This is a genomic window from Bradyrhizobium sp. HKCCYLR20261 (assembly GCF_051168435.1).
GTDB lineage: Bacteria > Pseudomonadota > Alphaproteobacteria > Rhizobiales > Xanthobacteraceae > Bradyrhizobium.
The window spans coordinates 135,187-160,909 of sequence record NZ_JBNPUZ010000003.1; the positions used below are offsets into that span (position 1 = coordinate 135,187).

Annotated in this window: 23 protein-coding genes; 7 read left to right on the forward strand and 16 right to left on the reverse strand. The window is 66.3% G+C overall.

What is annotated here, in order from left to right; translation table 11 throughout:
* Genes ACQR1L_RS07775 through ACQR1L_RS07800 form a run of 6 tightly spaced genes read right to left on the reverse strand, consistent with a single transcriptional unit; the run spans position 1 to position 8,305 of the window.
* Complete coding sequence (locus ACQR1L_RS07775) at positions 1-1,548, reverse strand: ABC transporter substrate-binding protein (protein ID WP_434857369.1); 1,548 nt, start codon at positions 1,546-1,548, stop codon at positions 1-3.
* Positions 1,539-3,323 (reverse strand): dipeptide ABC transporter ATP-binding protein, encoded by a 1,785-nt coding sequence (locus ACQR1L_RS07780; protein WP_434857370.1) that lies wholly within the window; start codon positions 3,321-3,323, stop codon positions 1,539-1,541. Before ACQR1L_RS07780 ends, ACQR1L_RS07775 begins: the two co-directional genes overlap by 10 nt.
* Positions 3,313-4,218, reverse strand: coding sequence for an ABC transporter permease (locus ACQR1L_RS07785; RefSeq protein ID WP_434857371.1), 906 nt, complete (start codon positions 4,216-4,218; stop codon positions 3,313-3,315). Before ACQR1L_RS07785 ends, ACQR1L_RS07780 begins: the two co-directional genes overlap by 11 nt.
* On the reverse strand, positions 4,215-5,219 hold the full coding sequence (locus ACQR1L_RS07790; RefSeq protein WP_434857372.1) for an ABC transporter permease: 1,005 nt from the start codon (positions 5,217-5,219) through the stop codon (positions 4,215-4,217). Before ACQR1L_RS07790 ends, ACQR1L_RS07785 begins: the two co-directional genes overlap by 4 nt.
* 13 nt (positions 5,220-5,232) lie before the next feature.
* Complete coding sequence (locus ACQR1L_RS07795) at positions 5,233-6,897, reverse strand: ABC transporter substrate-binding protein (protein ID WP_434857373.1); 1,665 nt, start codon at positions 6,895-6,897, stop codon at positions 5,233-5,235.
* A 31-nt stretch (positions 6,898-6,928) separates the two neighbouring features.
* Positions 6,929-8,305 (reverse strand): MmgE/PrpD family protein, encoded by a 1,377-nt coding sequence (locus ACQR1L_RS07800; RefSeq protein ID WP_434857374.1) that lies wholly within the window; start codon positions 8,303-8,305, stop codon positions 6,929-6,931.
* Positions 8,306-8,705: 400 nt separating this feature from the next.
* Between ACQR1L_RS07800 and ACQR1L_RS07805 the strand changes: the two genes are divergently transcribed.
* From ACQR1L_RS07805 to rutA, 3 genes are all read left to right on the forward strand, one after another.
* On the forward strand, positions 8,706-10,103 hold the full coding sequence (locus ACQR1L_RS07805) for an FAD-dependent oxidoreductase (protein WP_434857375.1): 1,398 nt from the start codon (positions 8,706-8,708) through the stop codon (positions 10,101-10,103).
* Between the two features lie 22 nt (positions 10,104-10,125).
* Positions 10,126-10,872, forward strand: a complete 747-nt coding sequence (locus ACQR1L_RS07810; protein ID WP_434857376.1) for a maleate cis-trans isomerase family protein — start codon at positions 10,126-10,128, stop codon at positions 10,870-10,872.
* Between the two features lie 158 nt (positions 10,873-11,030).
* Positions 11,031-12,113: a pyrimidine utilization protein A gene (gene rutA / locus ACQR1L_RS07815; protein ID WP_434857377.1), complete on the forward strand. Its 1,083-nt coding sequence runs from the start codon at positions 11,031-11,033 to the stop codon at positions 12,111-12,113.
* 199 nt (positions 12,114-12,312) lie between these two features.
* Here rutA and ACQR1L_RS07820 read toward each other — a convergent pair whose 3' ends face one another.
* From ACQR1L_RS07820 to ACQR1L_RS07865, 10 genes are all read right to left on the reverse strand, one after another.
* Positions 12,313-12,954, reverse strand: coding sequence for an urea amidolyase associated protein UAAP2 (locus ACQR1L_RS07820; RefSeq protein WP_434857378.1), 642 nt, complete (start codon positions 12,952-12,954; stop codon positions 12,313-12,315).
* 13 nt (positions 12,955-12,967) lie between these two features.
* The gene (locus ACQR1L_RS07825) at positions 12,968-13,777 is read right to left on the reverse strand and encodes an urea amidolyase associated protein UAAP1 (protein WP_434857379.1); all 810 of its coding nucleotides are present in this window, start codon (positions 13,775-13,777) and stop codon (positions 12,968-12,970) included.
* The gene (locus ACQR1L_RS07830; RefSeq protein WP_434857380.1) at positions 13,774-14,376 is read right to left on the reverse strand and encodes a DUF1989 domain-containing protein; all 603 of its coding nucleotides are present in this window, start codon (positions 14,374-14,376) and stop codon (positions 13,774-13,776) included. The genes ACQR1L_RS07825 and ACQR1L_RS07830 overlap by 4 nt, the downstream gene beginning before the upstream one ends.
* An 11-nt stretch (positions 14,377-14,387) precedes the next feature.
* Positions 14,388-14,780, reverse strand: coding sequence for a RidA family protein (locus ACQR1L_RS07835; RefSeq protein WP_434857381.1), 393 nt, complete (start codon positions 14,778-14,780; stop codon positions 14,388-14,390).
* Positions 14,781-14,804: 24 nt separating this feature from the next.
* A complete protein-coding gene (locus ACQR1L_RS07840; RefSeq protein ID WP_434857382.1) occupies positions 14,805-15,572 on the reverse strand; it encodes an amino acid ABC transporter ATP-binding protein in 768 nt (255 codons plus the stop codon).
* 11 nt (positions 15,573-15,583) lie between these two features.
* Positions 15,584-16,240: an amino acid ABC transporter permease gene (locus tag ACQR1L_RS07845; protein ID WP_434857383.1), complete on the reverse strand. Its 657-nt coding sequence runs from the start codon at positions 16,238-16,240 to the stop codon at positions 15,584-15,586.
* Positions 16,237-16,881 carry an amino acid ABC transporter permease gene (locus tag ACQR1L_RS07850; RefSeq protein ID WP_434857384.1) on the reverse strand — a complete coding sequence of 215 codons (645 nt, stop codon included), beginning with the start codon at positions 16,879-16,881 and terminating at the stop codon, positions 16,237-16,239. Before ACQR1L_RS07850 ends, ACQR1L_RS07845 begins: the two co-directional genes overlap by 4 nt.
* A 117-nt stretch (positions 16,882-16,998) precedes the next feature.
* A complete protein-coding gene (locus ACQR1L_RS07855; RefSeq protein ID WP_434857385.1) occupies positions 16,999-17,853 on the reverse strand; it encodes a transporter substrate-binding domain-containing protein in 855 nt (284 codons plus the stop codon).
* A 25-nt stretch (positions 17,854-17,878) separates the two neighbouring features.
* Positions 17,879-18,712 carry a nitroreductase family protein gene (locus tag ACQR1L_RS07860; protein ID WP_434857386.1) on the reverse strand — a complete coding sequence of 278 codons (834 nt, stop codon included), beginning with the start codon at positions 18,710-18,712 and terminating at the stop codon, positions 17,879-17,881.
* Between the two features lie 421 nt (positions 18,713-19,133).
* Complete coding sequence (locus ACQR1L_RS07865) at positions 19,134-19,655, reverse strand: MarR family winged helix-turn-helix transcriptional regulator (RefSeq protein ID WP_434857387.1); 522 nt, start codon at positions 19,653-19,655, stop codon at positions 19,134-19,136.
* Positions 19,656-19,794: 139 nt separating this feature from the next.
* Between ACQR1L_RS07865 and ACQR1L_RS07870 the strand changes: the two genes are divergently transcribed.
* The 4 genes from ACQR1L_RS07870 to ACQR1L_RS07885 are packed head-to-tail and all read left to right on the forward strand — an operon-like array spanning position 19,795 to position 25,469.
* Complete coding sequence (locus tag ACQR1L_RS07870) at positions 19,795-21,072, forward strand: amidohydrolase/deacetylase family metallohydrolase (RefSeq protein ID WP_434857388.1); 1,278 nt, start codon at positions 19,795-19,797, stop codon at positions 21,070-21,072.
* A gap of 1 nt (position 21,073) precedes the next feature.
* The gene (locus tag ACQR1L_RS07875) at positions 21,074-23,446 is read left to right on the forward strand and encodes a xanthine dehydrogenase family protein molybdopterin-binding subunit (protein ID WP_434857389.1); all 2,373 of its coding nucleotides are present in this window, start codon (positions 21,074-21,076) and stop codon (positions 23,444-23,446) included.
* Positions 23,443-24,273: an FAD binding domain-containing protein gene (locus ACQR1L_RS07880; protein ID WP_434857390.1), complete on the forward strand. Its 831-nt coding sequence runs from the start codon at positions 23,443-23,445 to the stop codon at positions 24,271-24,273. The genes ACQR1L_RS07875 and ACQR1L_RS07880 overlap by 4 nt, the downstream gene beginning before the upstream one ends.
* Positions 24,270-25,469, forward strand: coding sequence for a 2Fe-2S iron-sulfur cluster-binding protein (locus ACQR1L_RS07885; RefSeq protein WP_434857391.1), 1,200 nt, complete (start codon positions 24,270-24,272; stop codon positions 25,467-25,469). The genes ACQR1L_RS07880 and ACQR1L_RS07885 overlap by 4 nt, the downstream gene beginning before the upstream one ends.
* The last annotated feature ends 254 nt before the right edge of the window (positions 25,470-25,723 follow it).

Below are 25,723 nucleotides of genomic sequence, written 5' to 3' on the forward strand. Positions count from 1 at the left end.
TCAGCTCATCTTGACGTCGCGAGTCCAGATCGTCAGACCTGTGTTCGGGACGAAGTCCTTGATCTCGGCGCGCCAGGCATTCGCGACGCCGACGAAACCGAGCCAGACATTGGGGCAGTCCTCGGCGAGGATCGCCTGCATCTTCTGGAACAGCGGGTCGAGATGCGCCGGATCCTGGTATTTGTAGCTCTCCTTGATGGCGTCATCGAGCGCCGCGCTGGTCCAGCCCGACGATTTCGACATGATCTGATCGGCCGTGTAGCAGATCTGCATGATGAACGTCGGGTCGCTCGGTCCCATCAGCGGCAGCGCCGAGGCGACCTGCGTGCCCGCCATGGCGCGCGACAGGATCTGCGGCATCTCCATGGCCGTGATCTTCATCTTGATGCCGACCTCGGCGAGCTGCGACTGGATCACGATCGCAGCTTCCGACTGGTCGAACAGATAGGGCGTCGACGGCACCAGCAGCTCGAACTCGGCATTGGCTGCGTATTTGGAGCGCGACAGGTAATCCCGCGCTTTCGCCGGGTCATATCCCACCGCCTTGTCGGCCTCGGCATTGTAATAGGATACTGTGGTCGGCGCCGGCACCGCGCTCGGGTCCATCAGCCCATAGAACACCTCGCGGGCAATCTTCCGGCGATCGATGGCGCAGGAGACGGCCTTGCGGAAGTTCACGTCGTCGAACGGCGCCCGCTTGGTGTTGGTCTGCAGGAACCACATGCCGCCGACGGCGACCTTGCTGCCCGTCGCGATACCCGGCACCGTCTTGAGCCGCTCGAACTCGTGCGGCGGCGGCGCGCTGATGATCTGGGCCTGGTTCGTCATCAGATAGGCGACGCGGGTGGCGTCCTCCGGCACGATCCTCGCGACCAGACGGTCCCATGCCGGGACGCCCTTACGCCAATATTTGTCGTGCCGCTTCAGCTCGACATAGTCGTTCTGCTTCCAGGCAACGAAGGCCCCCGGCCCCGTGCCCACGCCAACCGGCGCGGTCTTGAAGCCGTTGTCGCCGAGCTTCTCGCGACTGCCCTTGGGAAAGATCCCCATGAACTTGGTCATGTATTGAAACCACGGCCGGTACGGCGATTTCATCTTGAACACGATCCGCGTCGGGCTCTCGATCACGATCTCCTGGATCGGCGCGAACAGCGAACGGCGGACCGATTTGTTTTTGGGGTCCAGCATGTATTCGTAGGAATATTTGACGTCCTCGGCGCTGAACGGCGAGCCGTCGTGAAACACGACGTCGTCGCGCAGGTCGAACTTGAACACGGTCTGGTCGTCGGAAATCTCCGGCATGGCACGCGCCAGCGACGGCACGACGTTGCCGTCGAGGTCGATCTCGAGCAGGTTCTCGAACACGGCGTTGGTGATCGCCATCGCGTCATGATTGGAGATCTGGATCGGATCGAGCGTCGAGGGATTGTTGGGCAGCGCGATCGTCAGCGTCCTGTCGGCCGCCAGGGCCAGATCGGGATCGAACAGCGAGACGCCGGCGATAGCGGCGGCGCCACCGGCCACGAATGAACGGCGCGTCAGATGCATGAGGCCTCCTTGAGGGATGCTGGCAGGACGTTGGCGATGGCCGGCGCGCAGCGCACCAGCCGCCCATCGGGCGCGGCGAGCAGCGGCTGCGGCTGGCCGCTGCAGGACGGCAGCGCGACCGGGCAGCGCCCGGCGAGATAGCAGCCGCGCGGCAGATCGATCGGGCTCGGAATCTCGCCGCTCAGCGCCTCGATATCGGTCCGGTCGACACGGCGATGGGTGGGGTCGACCACGAGATGCGCCGCCAGCAGCGCCTTCGAATACGGATGCAGCGGGCGGCGGAAGATCTGCTCGCGGGTGCCGATCTCGACGATCTGGCCGAGATACATCACGGCGACGCGATGGCTCATCTCCTCGACGGTGTTGAGATCGTGCGAGATGAACACATAGGAGACGCCGAGCCGCTCCTGCAGGCTGCGCAGCAGTCTGATGATCGCGAGCCGCGCCAGCGGCGTCAGCGCCGAGGTCGGCTCGTCCAACACGATCAGGTCGGGCTCGACCGCGACGGCGCGCGCGATGTTGACCCGCTGCTGCGCTCCGGCACTCATCGCGCGCGGCCTGAGCCGCGCCGTCTCAGGCGGCAGGCCGACAAGCTCCAGCAATTCATTGATGCGCTTGGCGTCGGCTTTCGGTTCGATCGCCTCGGCGAGGAGATCGGCGACGCTCCAGCGCGGGTCGAGCGAGTCCAGCGGGTCCTGGAACACGATCTGCATCTTGCGCCGAAGCAACCGCAACTCGCGTGGGGAGGCGCGGCTGAGCGAGCGGCCGCTGAAATCGATCTCTCCGGCATCCGGCTCGACGAGCCGCAGGATGGCGCGCCCGACCGTCGTCTTGCCGGAGCCGCTCTCGCCGACCAGGCCGAGCGTCTCGCCACGGCCGACCGTGAAGCTGACGTCATCGACGGCCTGCACCCGCTTGTCGCTGTCGCGCAGCGGGAACGTCTTGCGCAGACCGCTTATGCTGAGCAGCGGCGTGACTGCTGCGGCGCGCACCGTTGCCTCCTTGCGGCGCGCCAGGATCGAGCGGCTGTAGTCGTCGCGCGGCGCGGCGTAGAACGAAGCCGTCGGCGCGTCCTCGACCTTGCGTCCGTCCTGCAGCACGATCACGCGGTCGCAGTAGTTGGCGATGATGCCGAGATCCTGGGTCATCAGCAGCGCCGCCGATCCGGCCTCGCGCACCGAGCGCCACATTTCGTCGAGGAACTGCGCCTGGATCGTCACGTCGAGACCGCTGGTCGGCTCGTCCGCGACCACCAGCCGCGGCCCCGATCCAAGCGCCATCGCGATCAGCACCCGCTGCGCCATGCCGCCGCTGATCTCGTGCGGATAGGCCTTGGCGCGTCGCTCGGGATCATTGAGGCCGAGATTGCGCAGCATCGCGACCGCATGCGCTTCGGCCTGCCGCGCAGACACCGGATGGTGCGAGCGATAGACGTCGGCGATCTGGCTGCCGACCTGGTGCAGCGGGCTGAGCGCGCTGCGCGGATTTTGCACGATCAGTCCGATGTCACGGCCGCGCCACTCGCGGCGCTCGGCTTCATCGAGCGCGAGCAGATCGGTGCCCTGCATCATGATCTGGCCGCTGACGATGCGGCCGTTGCCGCGGGTCAGGCCGAGCAGCGCCAAGGCGAGCGTCGACTTGCCGCTGCCGGAATCGCCGGTCAGGCCGACCACCTCGCCAGGGGCGATGGTCAGCGCGAAGTCCGAGATCGCGGCACGCGCGCCGTAGGCGACGGTCAGCCCCCTGACATCGATGACCGCGGTCTCATTCGGCATAGATGCGCTCCAGACCGTTGCCGAAGGCGGCATAGCCGAACACCGTCAGCGAGATCGCGAGACCCGGGAAGAGCGACGACCACCATTCGCCCTGGATCAGATCATTGGCGCTGGCGGCGATCATCAGCCCCCACTCCGGCGACGGCGGCCGCACCCCGGCGCCGACGAAGCTGAGGCCGGCGGTCATCAGGATCGCGAAACCGATCGTGACCGAGGCCTGGATCAGCGACGGCGCCAGCGCATTGGGCAGCACGTGGCGCAGCGCGATGAAGAGCTCGCTCTTGCCGAGCGCGCGCGCCGCATCGACGAAGCCGCGGGCGCGCTGCGCCAGCACTTCGGCGCGGGTCAGGCGCACATAGATCGGCGTGTAGAGGAAGGCGAGCGTGACGATGATCGTGCTGTTGCTGCGGCCCGCCAGGGTCACGAGGATCATGCCGGTGATGAAGACCGGAAAAGCCTGGATCAGGTCCGACAGCCGCATCACCGTCGCCGCGATCCATGACCGCGCGAAGCCCGCGAGGAGGCCGAGCAGGCTGCCGATGATCAGCGACGCAAGATTGGCGCCGACCGCGATCGCCACGTCGGTGCGCGGCGCGGCGATTACCCGCGAGAAGACGTCGAGGCCGGTGGCGTCGGTGCCGAACCAATGGATCGGCGGATGCGGCGCGCCGCGCAAGGCGCTCCACATCAATGCGGGAACGCTCGCGAGCTCCGGCGGAGGTTCGCTCACCTCCATCGTCGGCCGGCTCGGGTCGTAGGGCGCGAGCCACGGGCCCGCCACCATGAGGACCAGCGACAACAGCACGAGCGCCGTCCCGAAGCCGAACAGCCACGATGGTCTTCGCTGTTCTACGATGCGCTGGCCGATGTCGGCCGTATCGATCAACTCGGTCATGCCGCCAGCCTCGGATCGATCCAGGCATGCACGACGTCGAGCGCGAGATAGACGAACAGCGAGATCGCGGCGATCACCAGCACGACCGCCTGGATCGCCGGGTAGTCGAACGCAAGCACGGAGCGCACCGCGTATTGGCCGATGCCGCCGAGCGAGAACACGGTCTCGATCAGCACCGCGCCGCCGAGAATATAGCCATAGAGCACGCCGAGCAGCGTCAGCGCCGGGACCAGCGCATTCTTCAGCGCGACCAGCGCGATCCGCCACGGCGGCAGTCCGGAGGCGCGGGCATAGAGGATGTAGTCGGCGCCGAGCACGCGGACCATGTTCTGCCGGACCATCTTGATGATCGGGCCTGACAGCACGAACACCTTGGTGGCGATCGGCAGCGCCAGATGATGGAGCGCATCGCGCAGCGCCGCCATGTTGCCGGCGAGCAGCGAGTCGATGGTGATGAATCCGGTGACCGCCGGCGGCGGCGTCATCATCGGATCGATCCGGCCGAGCGGCGCCGGCGCCCAGCCCAGCACGGCGAAGAACACGTAGATGAACAGAAGCCCCCACCAGAACTCCGGCTGCGAGCCGGCGAACAGGCTGTAGGTGAAGGTCGCGCTGTCAGCAACGCCGCCGGGGCGCAGTGCGCAGAGCATGCCGAGCGGCACGGACAATAGAAACGCGAGCACGAAGCTGATCGTGATCAGTTCGATGGTGACCGGCAGGACATTGCGGATGTCCTGCATGACAGGCGCGCCGCTCACCCAGGAGCGGCCGAAGTCGCCGCGCACGACGCCGACCGCATAGCTCAGGAGCTGCTCGAGCACGGGTCTGTCCAGCCCGAGCGCATGCTGGGACGACAGATACGCCTCGCGCGTCGCGTTCATGCCGACGAGCCGCGCCACCGGATCCGCCGGCAGCATGCGGATCGCAAAGAACACCACGAGCAGCAGTCCAACCAGCTGCAGCATGGCGACAGCCAATCGCCGGGCGACGAACGGGATCACGCGACCGGCTCCGTCAGTTCTGCAGTTGCAGATCGATGAAGTGGATCGAGTTCTCCGGGTGCCAGGTGACGCCGGACAGCTTGCTGGAAAAGGCCCACTCCGTCTTGGTCTCGACCAGCGGCACCCAGGCGAGATCCGTCTGCAGCCGCTCCTGGATCTGGGTCAGGATCTGGCGGCGCTTCGCGTCGTCGACCTCGCTCTTGGCCTCGCTGAACAGCTTGTCGACGTCCGGGCTCGAATAATTGGCGAGGTTGTTGACGCCGCCCGCGGCGGTCGACACGAAGAACAGCATCGTCGCGTAGCCGACGTCGGGTCCGACGGGCTTTTCCTGATCGGACAGACCCATCGGCAGATCCTTCTTGACGATTCGACGGTCGCTCATCTGCGTCTGCGGCAAGGGATCGAGCTGGACCGGAAGGCCGATATCCTTCAGCGACGACTGGATCACGGTGGCGATCGGCCCCAGCAGCGACTCGCGCTCGGCGACGAAGGCGAGCTTGAACGCGTCGGGGTATGCCTCCAGCCCCTTGCCTTCGGGATAGCCGGCCTCGGCCAGCAGCTGCTTGGCCTTGGCGAGGTCGGTGTCGTATTGCGTCGACGGCTTCACATAGGCATTCAGCGCCCGCGAGAAGTGACCGTCCATGTGCTGGGCCGCGCCGGAATAGCCGACATTGGTGATCTGCTGATACGGCATCGCATAGGCGATCGCCTGACGCAGCTTCGGGTTATCGAACGGCGGCGTCTTGAAGTTCAGGTTGAGGATCAGAACCTCGTTACCGAAGATGCCGGCGACCTTGACGCCGTTGGCCTTGCGCAGGCCATTGAACTCGCGCGCCGTCAGGCGCTGGGTCAACTGCGCGCTGCCGCTGCGCAGCGCCAGCGTCCGGTTCGAGCTCTGCGGCACCTTCTTGATGACGACGCGATCGATCGCCGGCTTGCCGCGGTAATAGTTCGGGTTGGCGACCAGGACGAACTCGTCATCCTTGGTCCAGCGCTCCAGGCAGTAGGCCCCGAAGGACGGCACGTTCTGGGTGTTGACGTAGTCATGCGCCCACGGGTCGGCCTCGGTGGCGTGCTTCTTCATCTCCTTGCTGTCGTAAGGATAGGTCGAGTAGATCGTCATCACCATCTGGAACAGGCGGTTCGGCGACGACTGCTTGATGCGCACGGTGTAGTCGTCGACCTTGGTGACGGCGTCACCCAGGCTCTTGTCCGCCCCGGGCTTGAAGACATCGCGCGTGAAGCCCGAGACCGAGGCGAGATTGGCCAGGAACCAGCCGATCGGCGCCTTGCCGCTGACCGATTTCGCGCGCGCAAAGGTGTAGAGCACGTCGTCCGCCGTGAACTCGTTGCCGGCGCAGCTCTTGACGCCCTTTCGCAGATGGAAGGTCCAGGTCAGGCTCGGCTCGTCGAACTCCCAGCTCTCGACCAGGCGTCCCTCATATTTGGAGTAGTCGAGCGTGCGGATGCCTTCGCTGTTGGCCGGGCCATAGGGGTAATAGATGTAAGGCTCGGATAGATTGATGAATCCGGTCTGCGAGGTGTTGGTCGAGACCGATGGGCCGTCATAGTCCAGCCCGGCTGGGACGTCCTCGGCCAGGAACAGCAGCTGGCTTTCGGCTACAGCCGGTGTTGCCGCGAGCGCCAGCATCGTCAGCCCAGCCCAGATCGTCCGCATCCCTCGTTCTCCTGTTCTCTTCATCCCCGGCTCATTGCATCAGCAGCGCGGTCAGCGCCCGGACGTCCTCGACGTCTTCGAGCCGATCGACCATGTCGATCAGCCGGTCACCGGACTCTGGATGCAGCGGCACCTGCGCGAACTCCAGACAGCGGCGGAACTTCGTCAGATGCTGATCGCGCGACAGCCGCCGTGACGGATGGGCCAGCATCACCTCGCAGCGCCGGCGCAGCACCTCGCCGCTCCTGAGCGTCACCACGATCTCCTGCGGCACCAGCGCGTTCGGATCCGGATTGTCGTCGGCTTCCATCGTGACGCGGGCAGCGACGTCATGCGTCGCGGCGTCCGTCAGCTCGGCGCCGCGATAATGCGCGAGATCGACCGTGCCGTGCAGCAGCGCCTTGGCCGCAATGAATTGCATGCACAGGCGCGCGTAGTTGGCATTCGGCGCCGGCACGTCCGGACGTCCGCAAAGCCGCTTGATCAAGGAGGGACCGATGACGCACACGGACTCGACGTCGGCGGCCGTGAAGCCGTGTTCACGACGCAACGCGATCAGGCCCTCGATCCCACCGTGGGTGGCCCGTCCGGCCGGAAAAGGCTTGTGGCTGAGCTCGCTGACCAGCCAGTCGCGCCCGAGACCCTCCAAGGTCGGCTCCAGATCCCAGCGCCCCTCGAACAGCTTGAGATAGCCGAACGGTCCTTCGAACACATCGCGGGGACCAACGAGTCCGACCGCGGCGAGATCGCAGCTTTGCAGCGCGGCCCGTGCATTGAAGGCGATCTGCATCGGCAGCACGATGCTGCCCTCGACATGCGCCTGCATCGTGCCACTGGTCTGGCCATACTGAACGCCGAACGCATTGCAGGTGGCCTCGGCGTCGAAGCCGGCGAGGCGCGCGACCGCTGCGGTCGCGCCAAATCCACCGGATGTGGCCGGCCGAAAAAACGTCAACGCTGAGCGGGAGGCGACACCGAGACCGGCCGCGACGTCGATGCCGACCGCGACGGCGGCGATCAGTTCGCGCCCGGATACGCCGCCCCTTCGGTCCGCATAAGCGAGCGCAGCCGGAAGCAGGGTCGCCATCGGATGCAGCACCGCGCGCTCATGGACGCAGTCATATTCCTGGCAATGAACCTGAAATCCATTGAGGAACGCCGCCATCGAGGCCGGCGCGCGCATGCGGCGCCCCCAGACGACCGCCTCGCTCCCCTCGCCCCACCCAGCCGAAGCCGCAGCGAGCTCATCGGCACCGGCGGCCGACGAGCCCGCGATGCCGACCCCAATCGTATCGAGAATGAAAACCTTGGCCTGCGCGATCGCGTCAGAGGTCAACTGAGCAAAACGCGTCGCGACCACATGACGCGCGAAGCGCTCGGAGGCAACCAGCGCAGTGCTGCCGCTCATGCGACGCTCGGCGCGCAAGCACGTGGCGTGGAGACCGGCGCGCCCGGTGCGGGCCGAGACCGCCATTTGCGTAAGCCGACCAGTTGAAAGATCCGCCTCAAGACCAGCCCCCATCGCTGCCGTCTGGCCGTCAGGCTAACACCGCCCTCGACAAGATTGCATACACTTTTTCTGTGCAACGGCGTAGGCAACCTGCCCATTAGTACAGCAATCGCCGCGTCACGATCGCAAAATACCTGTACGAAAGCCATTTTGTGAAACGCGACGGATGATTGCTCGTGATGAGTAGTCGGAGGCGTTGACGGACTCGAACAACAGTGCATACAATCTTGCACTGGTTACCGACAGCGACGTCGGTCCATCCACGACCAGGCCTCGCCGCCCGATCAGAGGATTTTCAATGCCGGTCATCCGCACCCATGCCATGAGCTTCGACGCGTCGGTGCCGGTGCTCGTGGTTGGAGCCGGCGCAACCGGCATGACCGCCGCACTCGCCGCTGCCGATGCAGGCGCGGAGGTCGTGGTGCTCGAACGCGACGCGAGCCCGACCGGCACGACCAGCATGGCGCAGGGCTTCATCTGCGCGGCCGCGACGCGGGCACAGAAGGACAAGGGCGTCAGCGACAGCGCCGAGGCGATGTTTGCCGATATCATGACGAAGACGCGCGGACAGACCGATGAACGGCTGGCCCGAACCATCGCCCTCGAGTCCGGCCCCACGATCGACTGGCTGATGGCCGATCATGATTTCCCCTTTGATGTCGAGCTCGCCTGGCGCACGGATTTCGGCCACTCGGTGCCGCGGCTGCACGGGCTGCCATCCCGCAGCGGAACGGAATTGCTCGGTCGCCTGATCCGCGCCGGCGAAGGACGGGTGTCGCTGACGACGAACGCGCATGTCGTCGACGTCTACGCCGACGACAGGGATCGCGTGCTCGGTGTCGGTCTTCTGCGTCCGGACGGCACCCGCGAAACCATCGGCTGCGCAGCATTGGTGCTGGCGACCTGCGGCTTCGGCGCCAATCGCGAGATGGTGCGACGCTTCATCCCGGAGATGGGCGACAGCCCCTATTTCGGGCACGAGGGCGATGACGGCGAAGGCATTCAATGGGGCATGGAGCTCGGCGCGGCCACTGCCGACATGGCTGCGTTCCAGGGCTACGGCGCGCTCTCGATCGAATCCGGCGTGCTGGTCAACTACAACCTGATCATGGAAGGCGGCATCCAGGTCAACCTGACCGGCACGCGCTTCTCCAACGAACTGTTCGACATTTCCGGCCAATCCAAGCAGGTGCTGGCGCAGCCGGGCGGCATCGCCTGGGTGGTCTATGACGAGCGGCTGCGGCAGAGCAATTTGCGCTGGCCGGAGTACCAGGCCCTCACCAAGCTCGGCATGGTCAAGTCCGCGCCCGATGCCGCAAGTCTCGCGCAACTGATCGGCGTTCCCGCGGCCGCGCTGCAGGCGACCCTCGCCCACGCCATCGCCTGCGCAAACGGCGAGGCCGAGGATCCGTTCGGCCGCGATTTCCGCCGCAATCCTTCGCTGAGCAGTGAAGGCCCTTACTTTGCGGCCAAGGTGACCGGCGCTCTCTTTCATACCCAGGGCGGCCTGGTCGTCGATGACACCGCCCGCGTGATGCGGTCCGACGGATCGCCGATGCCCAATCTGTTTGCCGGCGGCGGCACCGCGCGCAGCATTTCCGGCCCCGGCGTCTGGGGTTATCTCCCGGCCGCCGGCCTGTGCATGGCCGTGACGCTCGGGCGGCTGGCCGGCCAGGCCGCGGCCCGACAGGCATAACAAGCATCATAAGGAACAAGCGATGCGTGATGTTCTCGGTTGGCGCAAGAAGTTCGGCGTGCTGGGCCCGTCGACCAACACGGTGGTCCAGCCGGACTTCGAGGCGATGCGGCCTGCCGGCGTCACCAACCATTACAGCCGCATCTACACGCCGAATTCGCACGCCGTCAGCAACGAAACCTTCATGGCGGGTACGAGCATCATCTCCGACAACGTGGTCGATGCCGTGAAAAGCGTCATGACCTGCTCGCCGGACTACCTGGTGATGGGCATGTCGGCCATCACCTTCTATGGCGGCATCAAGGGCGCCGATGCGTTCCAGGCCAAGGTGGAGCGCGAAAGCGGCGTCGGCATCAGCATCGGCTCGCACGCCTGCACGGCGGCGCTCAAGGCTTACGGCGCAGGCAAGCGCATCGCCTTCCTGACGCCGTATTATCCGGTCGCCAATGATCAGGTGCGGACCTATTTCACCGAGGCCGGCTACACGGTGGTGCGCGACATCTGCCTGAAATGCCCGAGCTGGACCGGCATCGCCGAGGTTCCTGAGGAAACACTGCGCGACCAACTGATCGAGCTCAATGGCGACGATATCGACGCCATCGTTCAGGTCGGTACCAATCTCAGCATGATCCGGCTGGCCGCGATCGCCGAGTTCTGGCTCGACAAGCCGGTGATCGCGATCAACACCGCGACGTATTGGCACGCCCTGCGGCAGAACGGCATTACCGACAGGATCTCCGGTCTCGGTCGCCTGCTGGAAGAGCATTGACCCATGGCTCTCCCGGCCACGACGCCTGCCGATCGCGCGCCGTGGCCGCATCTTCCGGCATCGCCAATATCTGGCATCGCGTTTGCTAGCAGACTATCAGCCGGTGAGGCGCTTGCCGGCGAGCCAATCGATCTCTTCCGTAACCAGGAGCGACTGCAATGGATCTCGGCGTCTTCATCCCGATCGGCAACAATGGCTGGCTGATCTCGACCGCATCCCCGCAGTACAAGCCGACCTTCGAGCTCAACAAGGAAATCGTCCAGCGCGCCGAAGCCTATAATTTCGAGTTCGCGCTCTCGATGATCAAGCTGCGCGGCTTCGGCGGCAAGAGCGAGTTCTGGGACTACAATCTCGAAAGCTTCACCCTGATGGCGGGCCTCGCCGCCGTGACCACCAAGATCAAGCTGTTCGCGTCGACCGCGGTGCTCACACTGCCGCCCGCGATCGTCGCTCGCATGGCCACGACAATCGATTCCATTTCCGGCGGACGCTTCGGCATCAACATCGTCTCGGGATGGGCCAAGGCGGAATACGAGCAGATGGGCCTGTGGCCCGGCGACGACTATTTCGGTTACCGCTACGGCTACTCGACCGAGTACGTCCAGGTCATGCAGGATCTCTGGACCACAGGCACTTCGGATCTCAAGGGCAAGCACTTCCAGATGTCCGACTGCCACATGAAGCCGATGCCGGAGCACAAGATCGAGATCGTCGCGGCCGGACAGAGCCCGACCGGAATGGCGTTCGCCGCGCAATATGCCGACTATAATTTCGTGCTTGGCAGCGGCGTGAATACGCCGACCGCACATGCCAAGACCAACACGCAGCTTCTGGAGGCCGTCGCCAAGTCCGGGCGCGACGTCGGCGCCTATGTGCTGTTCATGGTCATTGCCGACGAGACCGACGACGCCGCGATGGCGAAGTGGCAATCCTACAAGGACGGCGTCGACGTCGACGCGCTGGCCTGGATGGCCGATCAGGGTTCGAAGGATCAGTCGGCTGCCGACTCCTCGACCGCCAAGACGATCAACCTGCCCGAGCAGGCCGTCAACTTCAACATGGGCACCATCGTCGGCTCCTATGCCACCGTCGCGAAGCTGCTCGACGAGGCCGCCACGGTGCCGGGGACCAAGGGGCTGATGCTGACCTTCGACGACTTCATCGCGGGAATCGATACGTTCGGCAAACATATTCAGCCCCTGATGCAGTCGCGCAAGGATCGCCTGGCCCGCGCGGCCTGATCCGGGTCGGTGGCGCCGGCGAGCCTCGCCGCCGGCGCAGACCTAACTCTCGGAACGCCCCTGACATTCCGCACCCAAACATCCCTCCACGTTCAAGAGAGCGGGCACGGCTTCGCGAACTGTCAGCGCTTGCACCGTCATTCCGCGCGCTCACGGCCATTGAGAACGACTAATCGTGGTGAGGCTGAATCAAGCTCGATCATGGAGTCCTCGCCGCAGCCGCCTCCCTGATTTCCACGCGGATCGGGGTCGGATCGAAGCCGTTGCAGGGATTGTTGACCTGTGGACAGTTCGAGATCACGAACAGGACGTCCATCTCGGCGGTCACGTCGACGAAGTTGCCCGGCGCCGACGGACCATCCAGCACGGTAAAATTGCCTGAGGGCTCGATCGGCACGTTCATGAAGAAATTCAGGTTGGAGACGATATCGCGCTTGGTCAGGCCATGGCGCGACAGCTCGAGGATGAAGTTCTCCCGGCAGGCATGGAGATAGCGCGTCGCCTCGCCGAAACGCACGGCGTTGCTCTCGCAGGAGCAGCAGCCTGCCGAGGTATCATGGCGGCCGCAGGTGTCGGCAGTGATCCGCGCCATGACCCGTCCACGGTTGGACATCAGCTTCGTACCGAGCTCGAGATAGGCCGAGCCCTGGACACGCAACGTATCCTGCGCGCTGTAGCGCTCGGCGGTGTCAGCAGCGACATACATCAGCGCGTCCACCGCCTGCTCGCCTTCGCTGTCGATGATGCGCAGCGTCTGGCCCTTCTTCAGCACCCGCGACCAGGGCTGCTCGGCGGGAATGTCGAAGGCATAGACGAGAGAGCCTGGGTCGGTCGAAGACATGGATCACGCTCCCTCAGGCGAACAGCTGATCGGTGAAGGCGTAGGCGCGCACCGCTTCCGGCGATGCCGTGCGGCAGACGTCATCGGCTGCAGGCGGCGGCAGACGGTGGCGGATCAGCTTGACCGGGGCGGTCGCCGCCGGCCGCGTCGGGTCGAGCGGATGGGCACAGTTGGAGACCGCGACGATCAGGTTCATCTCGGCGCGCAGATCGACGAAATCGCCGGCGCGCTTGCGCGAAGGATGCCAGACGAAGCGCCCGGTCGCATCTGTCGTGACCGGCGCAAAGAACGTCACGCAGGGCGGGATGTCGCGCAGGCCGAGGCCGATCTTGGCGGCAGCCGAGATGAAGTTCGCCTGCGTGTTGCGCGTCACCTCGCCATAGGCCGCAAGAGTCGAGTCGGCGGTGGAGCCGCCGACCAGGAGATCATGCGCGCCGGAGGTATCCTCGATCACCGACAGCAGCACGCGCCCCATATCGGAGAGGATCATCCTGCCCTTCGACAGCGCCGCGCTCCATTGCACCTTCACGGTGTCGGCGCAGTTGATCCGCTCGCATGGATCCTCGGTCCGCCAGGCCAGCAGCGAAACGCTGGAACGTCCGAGATCATCCGAGATGCGCAGGCCCTCGCCACGCGACAGCCGCACCGTCGTGTGCCATCCGGGCGGCACCTGCTCGGTCGAAATGAGCGCATCGGAAGCAATGGGCGCACCGTCCAGCGCCGTCAGCGGCGGCAACTGCTTCAGCTCCTGCCCCGCCGCACGCAACTCCTCGTAACGGCGGCGGTTGGCCTCGGCGCGCTCGGCCTTGTTCTGCGCACTCATGCCGATGTCACCGTGAAATGCGCTTCCACAGGCTGTCCGGCCTTGCCATTGATCGGCAGGATGTCCTGCGGACAGGCGGAGAACGCGATCACCAGATCCATCTCCGCACGCAGGCGCACATGGCCGCCGGGAACGGGACGCGGCGGCGCGGCGAAGCCGAGCGTGCCCTGGGCGTCCCACGGAATGTTCATGAACAGATTGAGCGGGCTCGGCACCTCCGGCGGAGTCAGGCCGAGCTCGGCCATGCCGGCGAACAGATTGTCGGTGCAATTGTCGTGATAGCCCTCGTGTCCGAGAAAGGCGTAGCGATAGCGGTCGCAGGCGGCGATCAGGGTGTCGTGAATGCCGCCCGACGTGTCCTCGATCATCGTCAGGATCGGCCGGCGCATGTTGGTGCGGAGCACGTCGCCCGGCCGCGGCACCAGATGCAGCGAATGCGCGCGTGTATGCTCGTTGGACATGAACTCGGAGAGATCGGCGCGATTGAAGGCCCAGGTGTCGACCACCTGCTCGCCATGGGTGTTGATCACGGTGACGACCTGGCCGGCCGCAACGAACGCCGCCTTGCCGCGCCGCGCGGGAATCTCGATCGGCTGCATTGCACTCTCCCTCAGGCCTTGTAGGCGACCATGTCGATCTCGACGATGCCGCCGCGCGCCAGATCGCAGACGCCGATCGTGGTCCGGCCCGGTCGATGCGCATCGTCGAAATGACTCGAGAAGATCGCGTTCATCGGCGCGTAGTCGCGCTTGAAATCGGTCAGGTAGATGCGGGCGAACACGACGTTCGCGAAACTCATTCCGCATCCCTTCAGCACCCGCGCGAGGTTGTCCATCACCTTGCGGGTCTGTGCCTCGATGCCCTCCGGGAGCGGCAGCGCGTCGTCATCGGGATCGGTCGCGAGCTGGCCGGTGACGAACAGGAAGGGACCGGCCTGCACCGCATGGCTGTAGGGCGTGACCGGCTTCGGCGCGTCGGGAAGCAGATGATAGATCGGGTCCATGGCGTGTCCTCGCTGGTCTCTTCGCTAGCCTGCGGCGTAGCGCTGGATGAACTGGCGCGCGCGCTCGGTGTCCGGGCTGACGAAGAAGCGCTCCGGCGGCCCGGTCTCGACGACGCGGCCGCGATCCATGAACAGGATGCGGGTGGCGGCGTCGCGGGCAAAGCCCATCTCATGGGTCACGATCACCATGGTGCGGCCCTCGCGGGCGAGCTCACGCATCACCACCAACACCTCGCCGACCAGCTCCGGGTCGAGCGCGCTGGTCGGTTCGTCGAACAGCAACACGTCCGGCTTCATCGCCAGCGCGCGCGCAATGCCGACGCGCTGCTTCTGCCCGCCGGACAGCCGCGCCGGAAACACATCGGCCTTGTCAGAAAGCCCCACCTTGGCGAGCAGCGCCATCGCCTCCTCGCGCACCTCGGCCGCAGATCGCTTCTGTACTTGCACCGGCGCCTCGATCAAATTTTGCAGGACCGTCAGATGCGGCCACAGTGCGAAATGCTGGAACACCATGCCGATCCGCGTGCGGACCCGCGACAGCTCGCGATCCGACATCACGACGCCGCCATTGTTGATGCCGATGCGGTCGCCATTGAGATAGATCTGGCCGGCGTCGGGCCGCTCCAGCCAGTTGATGCAGCGGAGCAGAGTCGACTTGCCGGAGCCGGACGGCCCGAGCACGCAGACCGTCTCGCCGCGCGTCACCGTGAAGCTGATGTCGGTGAGCACCTCGAGGTCGCCGAAGCGCTTGGAGATGCCGGCGACGTCGAGCACGGGCATGTCGTCGGTCATTCCAACCTCCCTCAGCGCCGCGCCGCGGCCAGCCGGTCGATGCCGCTGACCCCCGCCTCGATCACGAGGCAAAGGCCCCAATAGAGGAACACGGCGGTGATGAAGGCGGCGAACGGCACATAGTGGCGCGACTGGATCGAGCTCGCGGCATGCGTCAGCTCGGGCAGCGCGATGATGGTGAGAAAGGCGCTGTCCTTGACGATCTGGATCATCTGGTTGCCGATCACGGGCCCAGCAGCGAGCAGCAGCGGCGGCAGGATAATGCGCCGGAACAGACGCGGCCCCGAGAAGCCGAAGGCGACACCCGCCTCGATCGGCTCGCGCGGCTGCGCCGCCCAGGCGCCGCGCAGGATCTCGGCGAGATAGGCAGCGTGATAGACGGTCAACGCCACCAGCCCCGAGCTCCAATTGTCGAGCCGGATGCCGAACGACGGCAGGCCGTAATAGACGATGTAGGCAAACAGCAGGAACGGCACGCAGCGCATGCCGTCGACGAACACCCGCACCGTGAGCGCCAGCCAGCGCCGCGTCGACATCAGCGCCGGCGTCAGCACGAAGGCGATCACGAGGCCGGCGATGGCGGAGAGTACCGAGAGGATCGTGGTGTTGCCGAGCCCGCTCAGCAGCAGGTCGCGCTCGCTCCAGACGATGGCGAAATCCCTGATCATGCCGCCTCGGCTGCGAGCTGGCGCCGCTCGATGAAGCGCTGCAGGGAAACGAGCGCGAACACGATCGGCGCATACATCGCGATCGCCACCAGGAACGGCGGTAGCGGCTCATAGGTCTCGGCGCCGATCCGCACCGCCGCGCGGGTGATGTCGACGACGCCGACCACCGCCAGCACCGGCGTCACCTTGATCAACAGCGACATCTCGTTGACGAGCCCGGGAAGACTGACCCGCACGATCTGCGGCAGCACGATGCGGCGGAACCGCAGGCTCGCATGCATGCCGACGGACTGCGCGGCCTCGTATTGCTCCCTGGGGAAGTTCATCAGCGCGGCGCGCCAGACCTCGCAGTTGAACGCCGAAGTGTTCATGACCAGCGCCAGGATCGCCGCCGACACCGGGCCGATCGCAATCCCGACATTGGGCAGCGCGAAGAACAGCAGCAGCAGCAGGGTCACCAGCGGGGTTGCGCGCAGCACCGAGACATAGACGGCGACCACGCGGGCAACGACGGGGACGTTGGCCCAGCGCAGCAGCGCGAGGCCAAGGCCGATCGGCAGCCCGATCAGGATGCCGACGAAGGACAGCGTCACAGTGACGACGGCGCCCTGCAGGATGGCGAGCACGTCGGCCGCACTCATCGCCGTCCACCCCTGGCAGTGTGCGGCCGGCGCAGCGCGGCTGGCCGCAGCTCACGGGCAAACAGACCAGCGCGCAGCGATCGCCACCCGCACATCAACTGCACCTCGGTCGCGGCGTTAGAATTCCGGCTCGAACGTGACCGGCAGATCCGGGAACGCCTCGCCGAACCACTTCTTCTGCAGCTCGGCGAAGCGGCCGGATTCCTTCTGCTTGGCAATGAAGCCATTCAGGAATTCCACCAGCTCGGTATTGCCCTTGGCGACTGCCCAGGCGGGATACGACTTGCCGGAGACGGGCTGGCCGACCGCGAACACGTTCGGCTTCTCGGCGACCAGCGCCTTGATGTTGATGATGGTGTTGACGACGTAGTCGACGCGTCCGAGCGCGAGATCCTGATAGGCCTCGGGATAGGAGGTGTACTCGACGACCTTGCCGAGCTTGCCGCCCTCTTTCTCCAACATGTCCTTCAGCTCGGGCAGACGGCCAAGCAGCGCACTGCCCGCCTGGACGCCGACGGTCTTGCCGCTGAGATCCTTGATGGCGTTGATGCTCTTGTCGTCCTTGCGCTTGACGTAATAGTGCGTCGCGTCGGCGATCGGGCTGGTGAAGTCGAGCGACTTCTTGCGCTCCTTGGTGATGATCGCCGCGGTGATCGCGACATCGTACTTTCCGGTCGAGACGCCGGCCAGGATGCCGGTCCAGGGCAGGATCTGCTGCTTGATCTCGAACGGCGCATATTTGCGCAGGTCCTCGATCATCTCATTGTCGAAGCCGGTCGGCTTGCCGTCCTTGACGAACTCGAACGGGCGAAAATCGTCCTCGGTGGCGACGATCAGGCCGCGTTTCTTGATCTCATCCAGGCTGCCCGCCTTCGCGCTGAACGCGGCCGGCAAGGTCAGCGCGGCGGCCAGCAGCGCCAACGCGAGGCGCCGCGACGGCGCCTGAAAGCAGGAAAACGAAGGCTTGGTCATCTCGCATCTCCTCATATGAAACTGGTCAGTCGAAGCTGAAGCCGTGCGCGCGCAGATAGGGCGGAAAGGCTGCGCCTTCCGCCTTGGCCGCCTGGCGCGCCTTGTCCTCGGACCAGCCGTAGAACTCGGCCTCGCCGAACTCGGCGTTGCCGCGCTGCTGGTCTTTCGGGATCGCATGCCGGGCATGACGCCGCCGGTCGTAATCGTCGAGCGCCGACGGCAGGGCATCGTCGCCGTAGCGGTCGAGATGCGTTGTGATGCTGCGCGGCAGCCGCAGGCTGACATGCCCCTCTGCCGCGGGATAGCCGAGGCACAGTCCGGCGACCGGGAACACCATGTCCGGCAGTTCCAGCACCTTGGCCACGGTATCGATCTCGTTGCGGATCACGCTGATCGGACAGGTTCCGAGACCCACCGACTCCGCGCACAGGATCATCGTCTGCAGCGCCAGCGCAGCGTCCACCGAGGCGTTGAAGAAGCCCTCCAGCGTTCCGTTCTTGACGGGCTTGCCGCGGAGTTCACCGATGCGCTGCAGCCGCCGCGCATCGCCGAGAAACACGAAGAACACCGGCGACACCCCGATCCAGGGCATGCTCGGAAACAACCTGCCGATTGCGACCCGCTTGTCGGCATCGCGCAGGCGCATCACCGACGCCTGCTGGAAATCCGACTTGGCCGACGCGCTCAGCGCGCCGGCGACGAGCAGGTCGAGCAGCCCCTCTTCCGGCATCCGGTCGCTGTAGCGGCGGACCGTCTTGCGCGACAGCACGCCGCGCAGGAATTCACTGGCTTTGGTGTCGCCGCCATCCGGCCCGCCGTCTCCGAAGCGCGTCGCGACCGCATCAGCATGCTCGGACATCACGGCGCCTTTCTTTCATCACGCGCGGCACGCGTCCAACGACGGCCGTCGAACAGAGCAGAGATCGGCGGAGACCGCCGCGGCAGACATCGCATCGCCCACTCCATGCGCCGCGACATCGATGTCGCCGCCCGGATTCATCTCGCCGCGACTTCTGCGCAGCTGCTAGGGGATGTCAGCAAGGGACATGCCAGAATTCGCAGGGCTCGGCGCAGCGCACCGTCCGCGCACTCGCTTCCCTGAAGACATCAGTTGAAATTGAGCAGCCAACAGCGCTGTTTGCAGACAAAACGCCGCAGCGCGAAATGCGGAGCATGCTTCGTAGTTGCGGGCGCCCTCGCCCTGACTGGATACCGCGCACCGGCGACGCGCTGCTTTTCGGGCAGCACCATGCCCATTATCTAATCGGAGCGCGATGCGGTCAGTCCGGCAAGCGTGTCGCGTCCAGCCCTTGCTCCTGCGCGGCAACAATCGCCTGCATCATGGCAATGAACCGCTTCTGATCGGCCTTGGTCAGATCCGCAACCGTCGCGAGATGCGCCGCCCGCGCCGGCCGCTCGATCTTGCGCAGTAATGCCGCGCCGGAGCGGGTCAAACGACAGGTCCGTGAGCGCCGGTCGTGCGGCCCGACGCTGCGATCGACCAAGCCGCGCGCCTGCAACCGCTTCAACGCACCGGTCGTGGTGGTCCGGTCGAGGGCGATGTCCTGCGCAAGCGCGGTCTGGTCTGCCGTTCCCCGTTTCGCCAGCGCCGTCAACAGGCTGTACTGCAACGGCGTGATCTCATAGGCGGCACATTTCTCCTGGAACAGCGCGACGTGGATCTGGTGCAGCCGCCTGATGAGATAACCCGGGCGCTCCTCGAGCGGCCACGACACATCTGCATTCGTCTTGTTCCTTCCAGCCATCGAACGGCTCCCGCATAAGCGCTGGTCATGCTGCATCAATTTGAAGCTGTCTATGGCACGGATCTTGATGTAATGCGAAGTATGCTTCGTAAATCGGTCGGCGCACGATCCGCGCCGGCTTGTCGGGGACGGCTTTGACCGGGACAAACAAACAGCCCGGATAAGGAGAGCTTGCATGTCCGTGAGCGCCTCGTTCGACCTGCTGCTGCGCGGCGGCCGCGTCATTGACCCCGCCTCCGGCGTCGACGGCTTGAGAGACGTCGCCATCCGCGACGGCCGCATCGCAGCCGTCCAGTCCGACATCCTGCCATCGAGCGCCAAGGACGTCGTCGACGTCACCGGCCAGCTCGTTCTCCCGGGACTGATCGACACCCACGCCCATGTCTATCAATACGTCACCGGCCGCTTCGGCATGAATGCGGACATGGTCGGCGTGCAGTCGGGCGTCACCAGCCTCATCGACCAGGGCGGCCCGTCCTGCATGACCCTGCCCGGCTTCCGGCACTTCGTCGCCGAGCCCGCGCAATCGCGCGTCTATGCGTTCCTGTCGGCCTATCTGGTCGGCGGCCTCGAAGGCCACTACTACCCTGACCTCTATCGCCCCGACTGTGTCGGCATCGACGCGACCGTGAAATCCGCGGTCGCCAACCGCGACCTCGTGCGCGGCATCAAGGCGCATGCCGAGATCGGCGGTTTCGCTCGCTGGGGCATCCGCGTCATCGAGATGGCGGCCGAGATCGGCCGCCGCGCCGAACTCCCTGTCTATGTCCATTTCGGCCAGCTCTGGGGCCTGCCCGCGAGCGGCACCAATGGCGAGGACGTCGACACGATCCTGGAGCGTGTGATCCCGCTGCTGCGTCCGGGCGACGTGCTGGCGCATCCGTTCACGCGCCATCCCGGCGGCTTCGTCAATACCAAGGGCGAGGTGCATCCGGTGATCCAGGCCGCGCTCGATCGCGGGCTCAAGGTCGACGTCGGTCACGGCAGTCACTTCTCCTACCGGCTGGCGCGCAAGGCGATCGACGCCGGCATCGTGCCGCATACGCTGGGCGCCGACATCCACGGCTACAACACCCATGTGCCGGCGCCCGCGGGCACGCCGGACGAGCCTGCCGACGACGAGAACCATCCGTTCGCAGGCCAGGCCAAGTTCAGCCTGGTGCAGGCGATGAGCTCGCTGGTCGCGCTGGGGCTGACCTTGGAGCAGGTCGTGCCGATGGTCACGTCGAACCCCGCCGCGATGCTCGGCCTGTCCGATCAGATCGGCGCGCTGCGGCCGGGCATGGCGGCCGACGTGAGTGTGCTCCGGGAGCAGCAGGGCCGCTTCGTGCTGCGCGACAATGAGAAGACTGAGGTGATCGCCGAGAAGCTGCTGCAGCCGGTGTTCTGCCTGCGTGCCGGCGTCCGGCACGATGCGACGGCGCCGATCTTGCCCGCAGCGGTCGCGGCCTGACGTGACCGACGCGGCGCCGACCGTCTCGCAACAGGCCGCGCCGCGTGGCGTCGGCGCACGGCTGCCGCGCAAGGAGGACGACCGTTTTCTGCGCGGCCGCGGTCAATACGTCGCCGACATCAGACTGCCGGGATTGAAGGACGTGGCCTTCGTGCGCAGCCCGGTGGCGCATGCGAGGATCAAGGCGATCCATATTCCCGCCGCGTATCGCGACGTCGTGTTCACGGCCGATGACCTCGTAGGCATCAAGCCGATCCGCGCTGTCTCCGGCCTGCCCGGCTTCAAGGTCTCCGAGCAGCCGGTGCTGGCCACCGGCAAGGTGCGCCATGTCGGCGAGCTCGTGGCGATTTGCGTCGCGTGCAGCCGCGCCGAAGCCGAGGACATCGCAGCGGCGGTCGAGCTCGACCTGGAGCCACTGCCGGCGGTGCACGACATGCGGCTGGCGCGCGCGGCCGGCAGCGCGCTGGTGCATGAGCATTGGGGCGACAACGTCTTCCTGGAGACCAATTTCGAGGTCGACATCAGCGCGGCGTTGGACGCGCCGATCAAGGTGACGCGCGAGATCACGACCGCACGCCAGTGCATGGCACCGCTGGAAGGGCGCGGTGTCGTCGCCACCTTCGACCACCGGCTCGATCAGCTGACGCTGCACACGGGATCGCAGATGCCGCACATCGTGCGCAACGGCCTGTCCGACTGCCTCGGCATCGAGCAGGGCCGCATCCGCATCATCGCGCCGGATATCGGCGGCGGCTTCGGCCACAAGGGCATCCTGCTGCCCGAGGAGGTCTGCCTCAGCTGGCTCGCCATGACCAAGGGCATGACGGTGCGGTGGCTCGAGGACCGGCGCGAGCATTTGAGCGCGAGCGCGAATTGCCGCGAGCACGCCTATCACATCACGGTCTATGCCGACCGCGACGGCCGGCTGCGCGGCATCGACTGCGAGGCGATCGTCGATTCCGGCGCCTATTCGTCCTATCCGTTCTCGGCCTGCCTCGAAGCGGCGCAGATCGCGAGCATCCTGCCGGGCCCTTATCGGATGCCGGCCTATCGCTGCCGCACCTACTCGGTCGCGACCAACAAATGCCCGATCCTGCCCTATCGCGGCGTCGCCCGCACCGGCGTCTGCTTCGCGCTGGAGCTGCTGCTCGACGCCGTCGCGGCCGAGGCCGGGCTCGAGCCCGGCGAGATCAGGCTGCGCAATCTGGTGCAGCCGCAGGACATGCCGTTCGACAACATCACCAACAAGCATTTCGACAGCGGCGATTATCCCGGCGCGCTGCAGCGTGCGCTGGCGGCAATCGATGTCCCCGCCGTGCGCGCACGCCAGCAGCGCGGCGAGCCCGACGGCCGGCTGATCGGCACCGGCGTCTCGATCTATTGCGAGCAGGCCGCGCATGGCACCTCGGTCTATGCCGGCTGGGGCATCCCGATGGTGCCCGGCCATGAGCAGGCGACCGCGCGGCTGACGCCCGACGGCGGGCTGGAGCTGCGCGTCGGCGTGCATTCGCACGGCCAGGGGCTCGAGACCACGCTCGCCCAGGTCGCGCACGAGATCCTCGGTGTCGATCCCGACAAGATCCACGTCGTGCTCGGCGACACCGCGATGACGCCCTACTCCACCGGCACCTGGGGTTCGCGGTCGATGGTGATGGCCGGCGGCGCCGTGGGCACGGCCTGCGAACAGCTCGTCGCGCGCGCCACGCGCATCGGCGCCAAGCTGCTGCAGCTTGCGCCAGAGGCGGTCACCTGGCGCGACGGTCGCGTCTGCGGGCCGAACGGTAGCGTAGGCCTCGCCGAGATCGCCCACACCTGGTACCGCCGGCCGCAGGATCTGCCCAACGATGTCGATCCCTCCGGGCTCGAGGTCACCGGCGGCTACAAGCCGGTGCGCGACAGCGGCACCTTCTCCTACGCGGCGCATGCGGTGACGGTCGCGGTCGATCCGGATCTCGGCGAGGTCGAGCTGCTCGACTACGTCATCGTCGAGGACGGCGGCGTTCTCGTCAATCCGATGATCGTCGACGGCCAGATTCTCGGCGGTCTCGCGCAGGGCATCGGCACCGCGCTGTACGAGGAGATGCCGTTCGACGAGGCCGCGCAGCCGCTGGCGACGACGCTGGCCGACTATTTTCTGCCGGGTCCGACCGAAGTTCCTGCGCCGCGCCTGTTTCACATGGAGACCCCGTCGCCCTATACGATGTTCGGCGTCAAGGGCATCGGCGAAGGCGGCGCGATCGCGCCGCCGGCCGCGATCGCCAATGCCGTCAACGACGCGCTGCGGCCGCTCGGCGCGGAGCTGATGCAATCGCCGCTGTCGCCGCGCCGCATCGTCGCCGCGGTGCTCGCCGCGAAACAGGCGAGCGCGACGTGAAGGCCGCATCCTTCGCCTATGAGCGCCCTCGCAGCGTGAGCGACGCGCTCGCTCTGCTCGCAGACGCTGATGGCGAAGCCCGGATCATGGCCGGCGGCCAGTCGCTCGGCCCGATGCTCAATCTGCGCCTGGTACAGCCGCCGCGCATCGTCGACGTCGCCGGCCTTGCCGAGCTTCGCGCCGTGGAGCGCGATGGCGAGGCTCTCGTGATCGGCGCTTGCGTCACCCATGCCGATATCGAGGATGGACGAATTCCCGACGTCACCCATGGCGTGCTGCCGCGGATCGCCCGCGGCATCGCCTATCGCGCCGTGCGCAACCGCGGCACCATTGGGGGCTCTCTCAGCCATGCCGATCCGGCTGCCGATTGGGTCACCACGCTCGCGGCGCTCGGCGCCAGCGTGAAGCTGACGAGCGCCGACGGCCAACGTGAACTCGCGGTCGCGGAGTTCATCCAGGGCGCGCTGCAGACCGCGCTGCGTCCCGGCGAGCTCGTCACTGCCATCCGCCTGCCCTCGCTGTCGCCCACGGCCCGCTTCGGCTACGCCAAGGCCTGCCGCAAGCCCGGAGAATTCGCTCATGCGATGGCCGCGGTCCTGATCGAGCCGGATCTGGCCCGCAGTCGCGTCGTCATCGGCGCCATCGACACCGCGCCGATCTTCATCGACGATTCATCCCTGTTCGGCGGAGCGATCACCGATCTCCGAGAACACTTCGATCGCGACCTCGCCAGCCGCCTGCTGATGCAGGCCGGCGTGACCGATCCGGCCGCCCGCCACATTCACCTGAGCGTGCTCGCGCGGGCGATCGCAGAGACAGCCGTATGACGACGATCCAACTCACCGTCAACGGCCGCGCGGCCGAAGCCAGCATCGAACCCCGCACCCATCTCGCCGACGCCCTGCGTGACCAGCTCGATCTGACAGGCACGCATCTCGGCTGCGAGCACGGCGTTTGCGGCGCCTGCACCTTGCTGCTCGACGGGGCTCCGGCCCGCTCCTGCATTACGCTCGCCGTGGCCTGCGATGGCGCCACGGTCACAACCATCGAAGGCCTGGACGAGGACGAGATCGCAGCCGAGCTGCGCGACGCCTTCACGCGCGAGCATGCGCTGCAATGCGGCTACTGCACGCCCGGCATGATCATGTCGGCGCGCGACCTCGTGCTGCGTCTCGATCACGCGGACGAGCAGGCCATCCGCGTCGGCCTGAGCGGCAATCTCTGCCGCTGCACCGGTTATGCCGGGATCGTGCGCGCGATCAGCGCCGTCATTGCCGCACGACGGCAGCGCGGCATCACGGCCGTGACCGGCGCGGGTCGGACATCGCTCGGCCCGGTGGGATCGCAGCCTGGCGCCATCGCCATCGCGGTCTCGCCCGCGCGGCCGGCGGCGACGGACATCAAGCCCCCGCGCGGCGCGGCGCTGGCTTCGCTCGCTCCTCCCGAAGTCATGCCCGCCAGGAACTTCGATGCGTCGTTCACGGTGAAGGCCGCGCCCGCGCAGGTCTTCGCGCTGTTCGGCCAACCCAAGACCCTGGCCGCCTGCTTTCCCGGCGCGACCGTCACGGACATCCCGGCTCCAGATCGCGTCGAAGGTGAGATCAGGGTCGCCATCGGTCCGCTGTCGGCCGCCTTCCGCGGCTCCGCGCGGATCGACCGCAACGCTGCTGATTTGTCGGGTCGGCTGATCGGTACGGGACGCGACCAGCGGAGCCGCACATCGACCTCCGGGCAGATCGCCTGGCGCATGGTCCCGATCGACGACGGACGGGCCACCCGCGTCGATCTCGCAATCGGCTACAGCCTGTCCGGTCCGCTCGCGCAGATCGCGCGCGACGGGCTGGTGCGCGATCTGGCATCGCGCCTCACGACGACATTCGCACAGAACTGCGAGCAGCATCTCAACGGCACGGCGGGCCTGGCCGAGACGACAGAACCGCAGCGACTCAACGCGCTGGCCCTGCTGCTCGACGTCGCGCGCCAACGCCTCACCGGCTTGGTTCAGCGCCTGCGCGGGCCATGAGAGCGCCGCGCGCCGGCGAACTGCCTCTCTCACGACCAGCCGTGACATCAGCGCCGAACACCCGCGCGACACATCGTACCGGCACCTGTCTCTACGTTTCAAAACAGCAGGCACGGCTTCGTCGTCTCGCGGCGAGATCCGCCCGAGCTTTGCCATCGATCGACCTCTTCCTCCAATGAAGAGGCGCAGGGAAGACCGGGTATCGACTGACACCCGCGGTCCGCGTGCAGCAAACAAGCACGCGGCAGAACCAC

What these genes read in the sequence shown, in the direction of transcription:
- ACQR1L_RS07805 (WP_434857375.1), top strand. Translation starts at nt 8,706, where the DNA reads ATGCCGGTCATCCGCACCCATGCCATGAGCTTCGACGCGTCGGTGCCG.
- ACQR1L_RS07845 (WP_434857383.1), bottom strand. Translation starts at nt 16,240, where the DNA reads ATGATCAGGGATTTCGCCATCGTCTGGAGCGAGCGCGACCTGCTGCTG.
- ACQR1L_RS07830 (WP_434857380.1), bottom strand. Translation starts at nt 14,376, where the DNA reads ATGCAGCCGATCGAGATTCCCGCGCGGCGCGGCAAGGCGGCGTTCGTT.
- ACQR1L_RS07825 (WP_434857379.1), bottom strand. Translation starts at nt 13,777, where the DNA reads ATGAGTGCGCAGAACAAGGCCGAGCGCGCCGAGGCCAACCGCCGCCGT.
- ACQR1L_RS07820 (WP_434857378.1), bottom strand. Translation starts at nt 12,954, where the DNA reads ATGTCTTCGACCGACCCAGGCTCTCTCGTCTATGCCTTCGACATTCCC.
- ACQR1L_RS07795 (WP_434857373.1), bottom strand. Translation starts at nt 6,897, where the DNA reads ATGCGGACGATCTGGGCTGGGCTGACGATGCTGGCGCTCGCGGCAACA.
- ACQR1L_RS07850 (WP_434857384.1), bottom strand. Translation starts at nt 16,881, where the DNA reads ATGAGTGCGGCCGACGTGCTCGCCATCCTGCAGGGCGCCGTCGTCACT.
- ACQR1L_RS07775 (WP_434857369.1), bottom strand. Translation starts at nt 1,548, where the DNA reads ATGCATCTGACGCGCCGTTCATTCGTGGCCGGTGGCGCCGCCGCTATC.
- ACQR1L_RS07810 (WP_434857376.1), top strand. Translation starts at nt 10,126, where the DNA reads ATGCGTGATGTTCTCGGTTGGCGCAAGAAGTTCGGCGTGCTGGGCCCG.
- ACQR1L_RS07860 (WP_434857386.1), bottom strand. Translation starts at nt 18,712, where the DNA reads ATGTCCGAGCATGCTGATGCGGTCGCGACGCGCTTCGGAGACGGCGGG.
- ACQR1L_RS07885 (WP_434857391.1), top strand. Translation starts at nt 24,270, where the DNA reads ATGACGACGATCCAACTCACCGTCAACGGCCGCGCGGCCGAAGCCAGC.
- ACQR1L_RS07865 (WP_434857387.1), bottom strand. Translation starts at nt 19,655, where the DNA reads ATGCAGCATGACCAGCGCTTATGCGGGAGCCGTTCGATGGCTGGAAGG.
- ACQR1L_RS07785 (WP_434857371.1), bottom strand. Translation starts at nt 4,218, where the DNA reads ATGACCGAGTTGATCGATACGGCCGACATCGGCCAGCGCATCGTAGAA.
- ACQR1L_RS07840 (WP_434857382.1), bottom strand. Translation starts at nt 15,572, where the DNA reads ATGACCGACGACATGCCCGTGCTCGACGTCGCCGGCATCTCCAAGCGC.
- ACQR1L_RS07800 (WP_434857374.1), bottom strand. Translation starts at nt 8,305, where the DNA reads ATGAGCGGCAGCACTGCGCTGGTTGCCTCCGAGCGCTTCGCGCGTCAT.
- ACQR1L_RS07780 (WP_434857370.1), bottom strand. Translation starts at nt 3,323, where the DNA reads ATGCCGAATGAGACCGCGGTCATCGATGTCAGGGGGCTGACCGTCGCC.
- ACQR1L_RS07835 (WP_434857381.1), bottom strand. Translation starts at nt 14,780, where the DNA reads ATGGACCCGATCTATCATCTGCTTCCCGACGCGCCGAAGCCGGTCACG.
- ACQR1L_RS07855 (WP_434857385.1), bottom strand. Translation starts at nt 17,853, where the DNA reads ATGACCAAGCCTTCGTTTTCCTGCTTTCAGGCGCCGTCGCGGCGCCTC.
- ACQR1L_RS07870 (WP_434857388.1), top strand. Translation starts at nt 19,795, where the DNA reads ATGTCCGTGAGCGCCTCGTTCGACCTGCTGCTGCGCGGCGGCCGCGTC.
- rutA (WP_434857377.1), top strand. Translation starts at nt 11,031, where the DNA reads ATGGATCTCGGCGTCTTCATCCCGATCGGCAACAATGGCTGGCTGATC.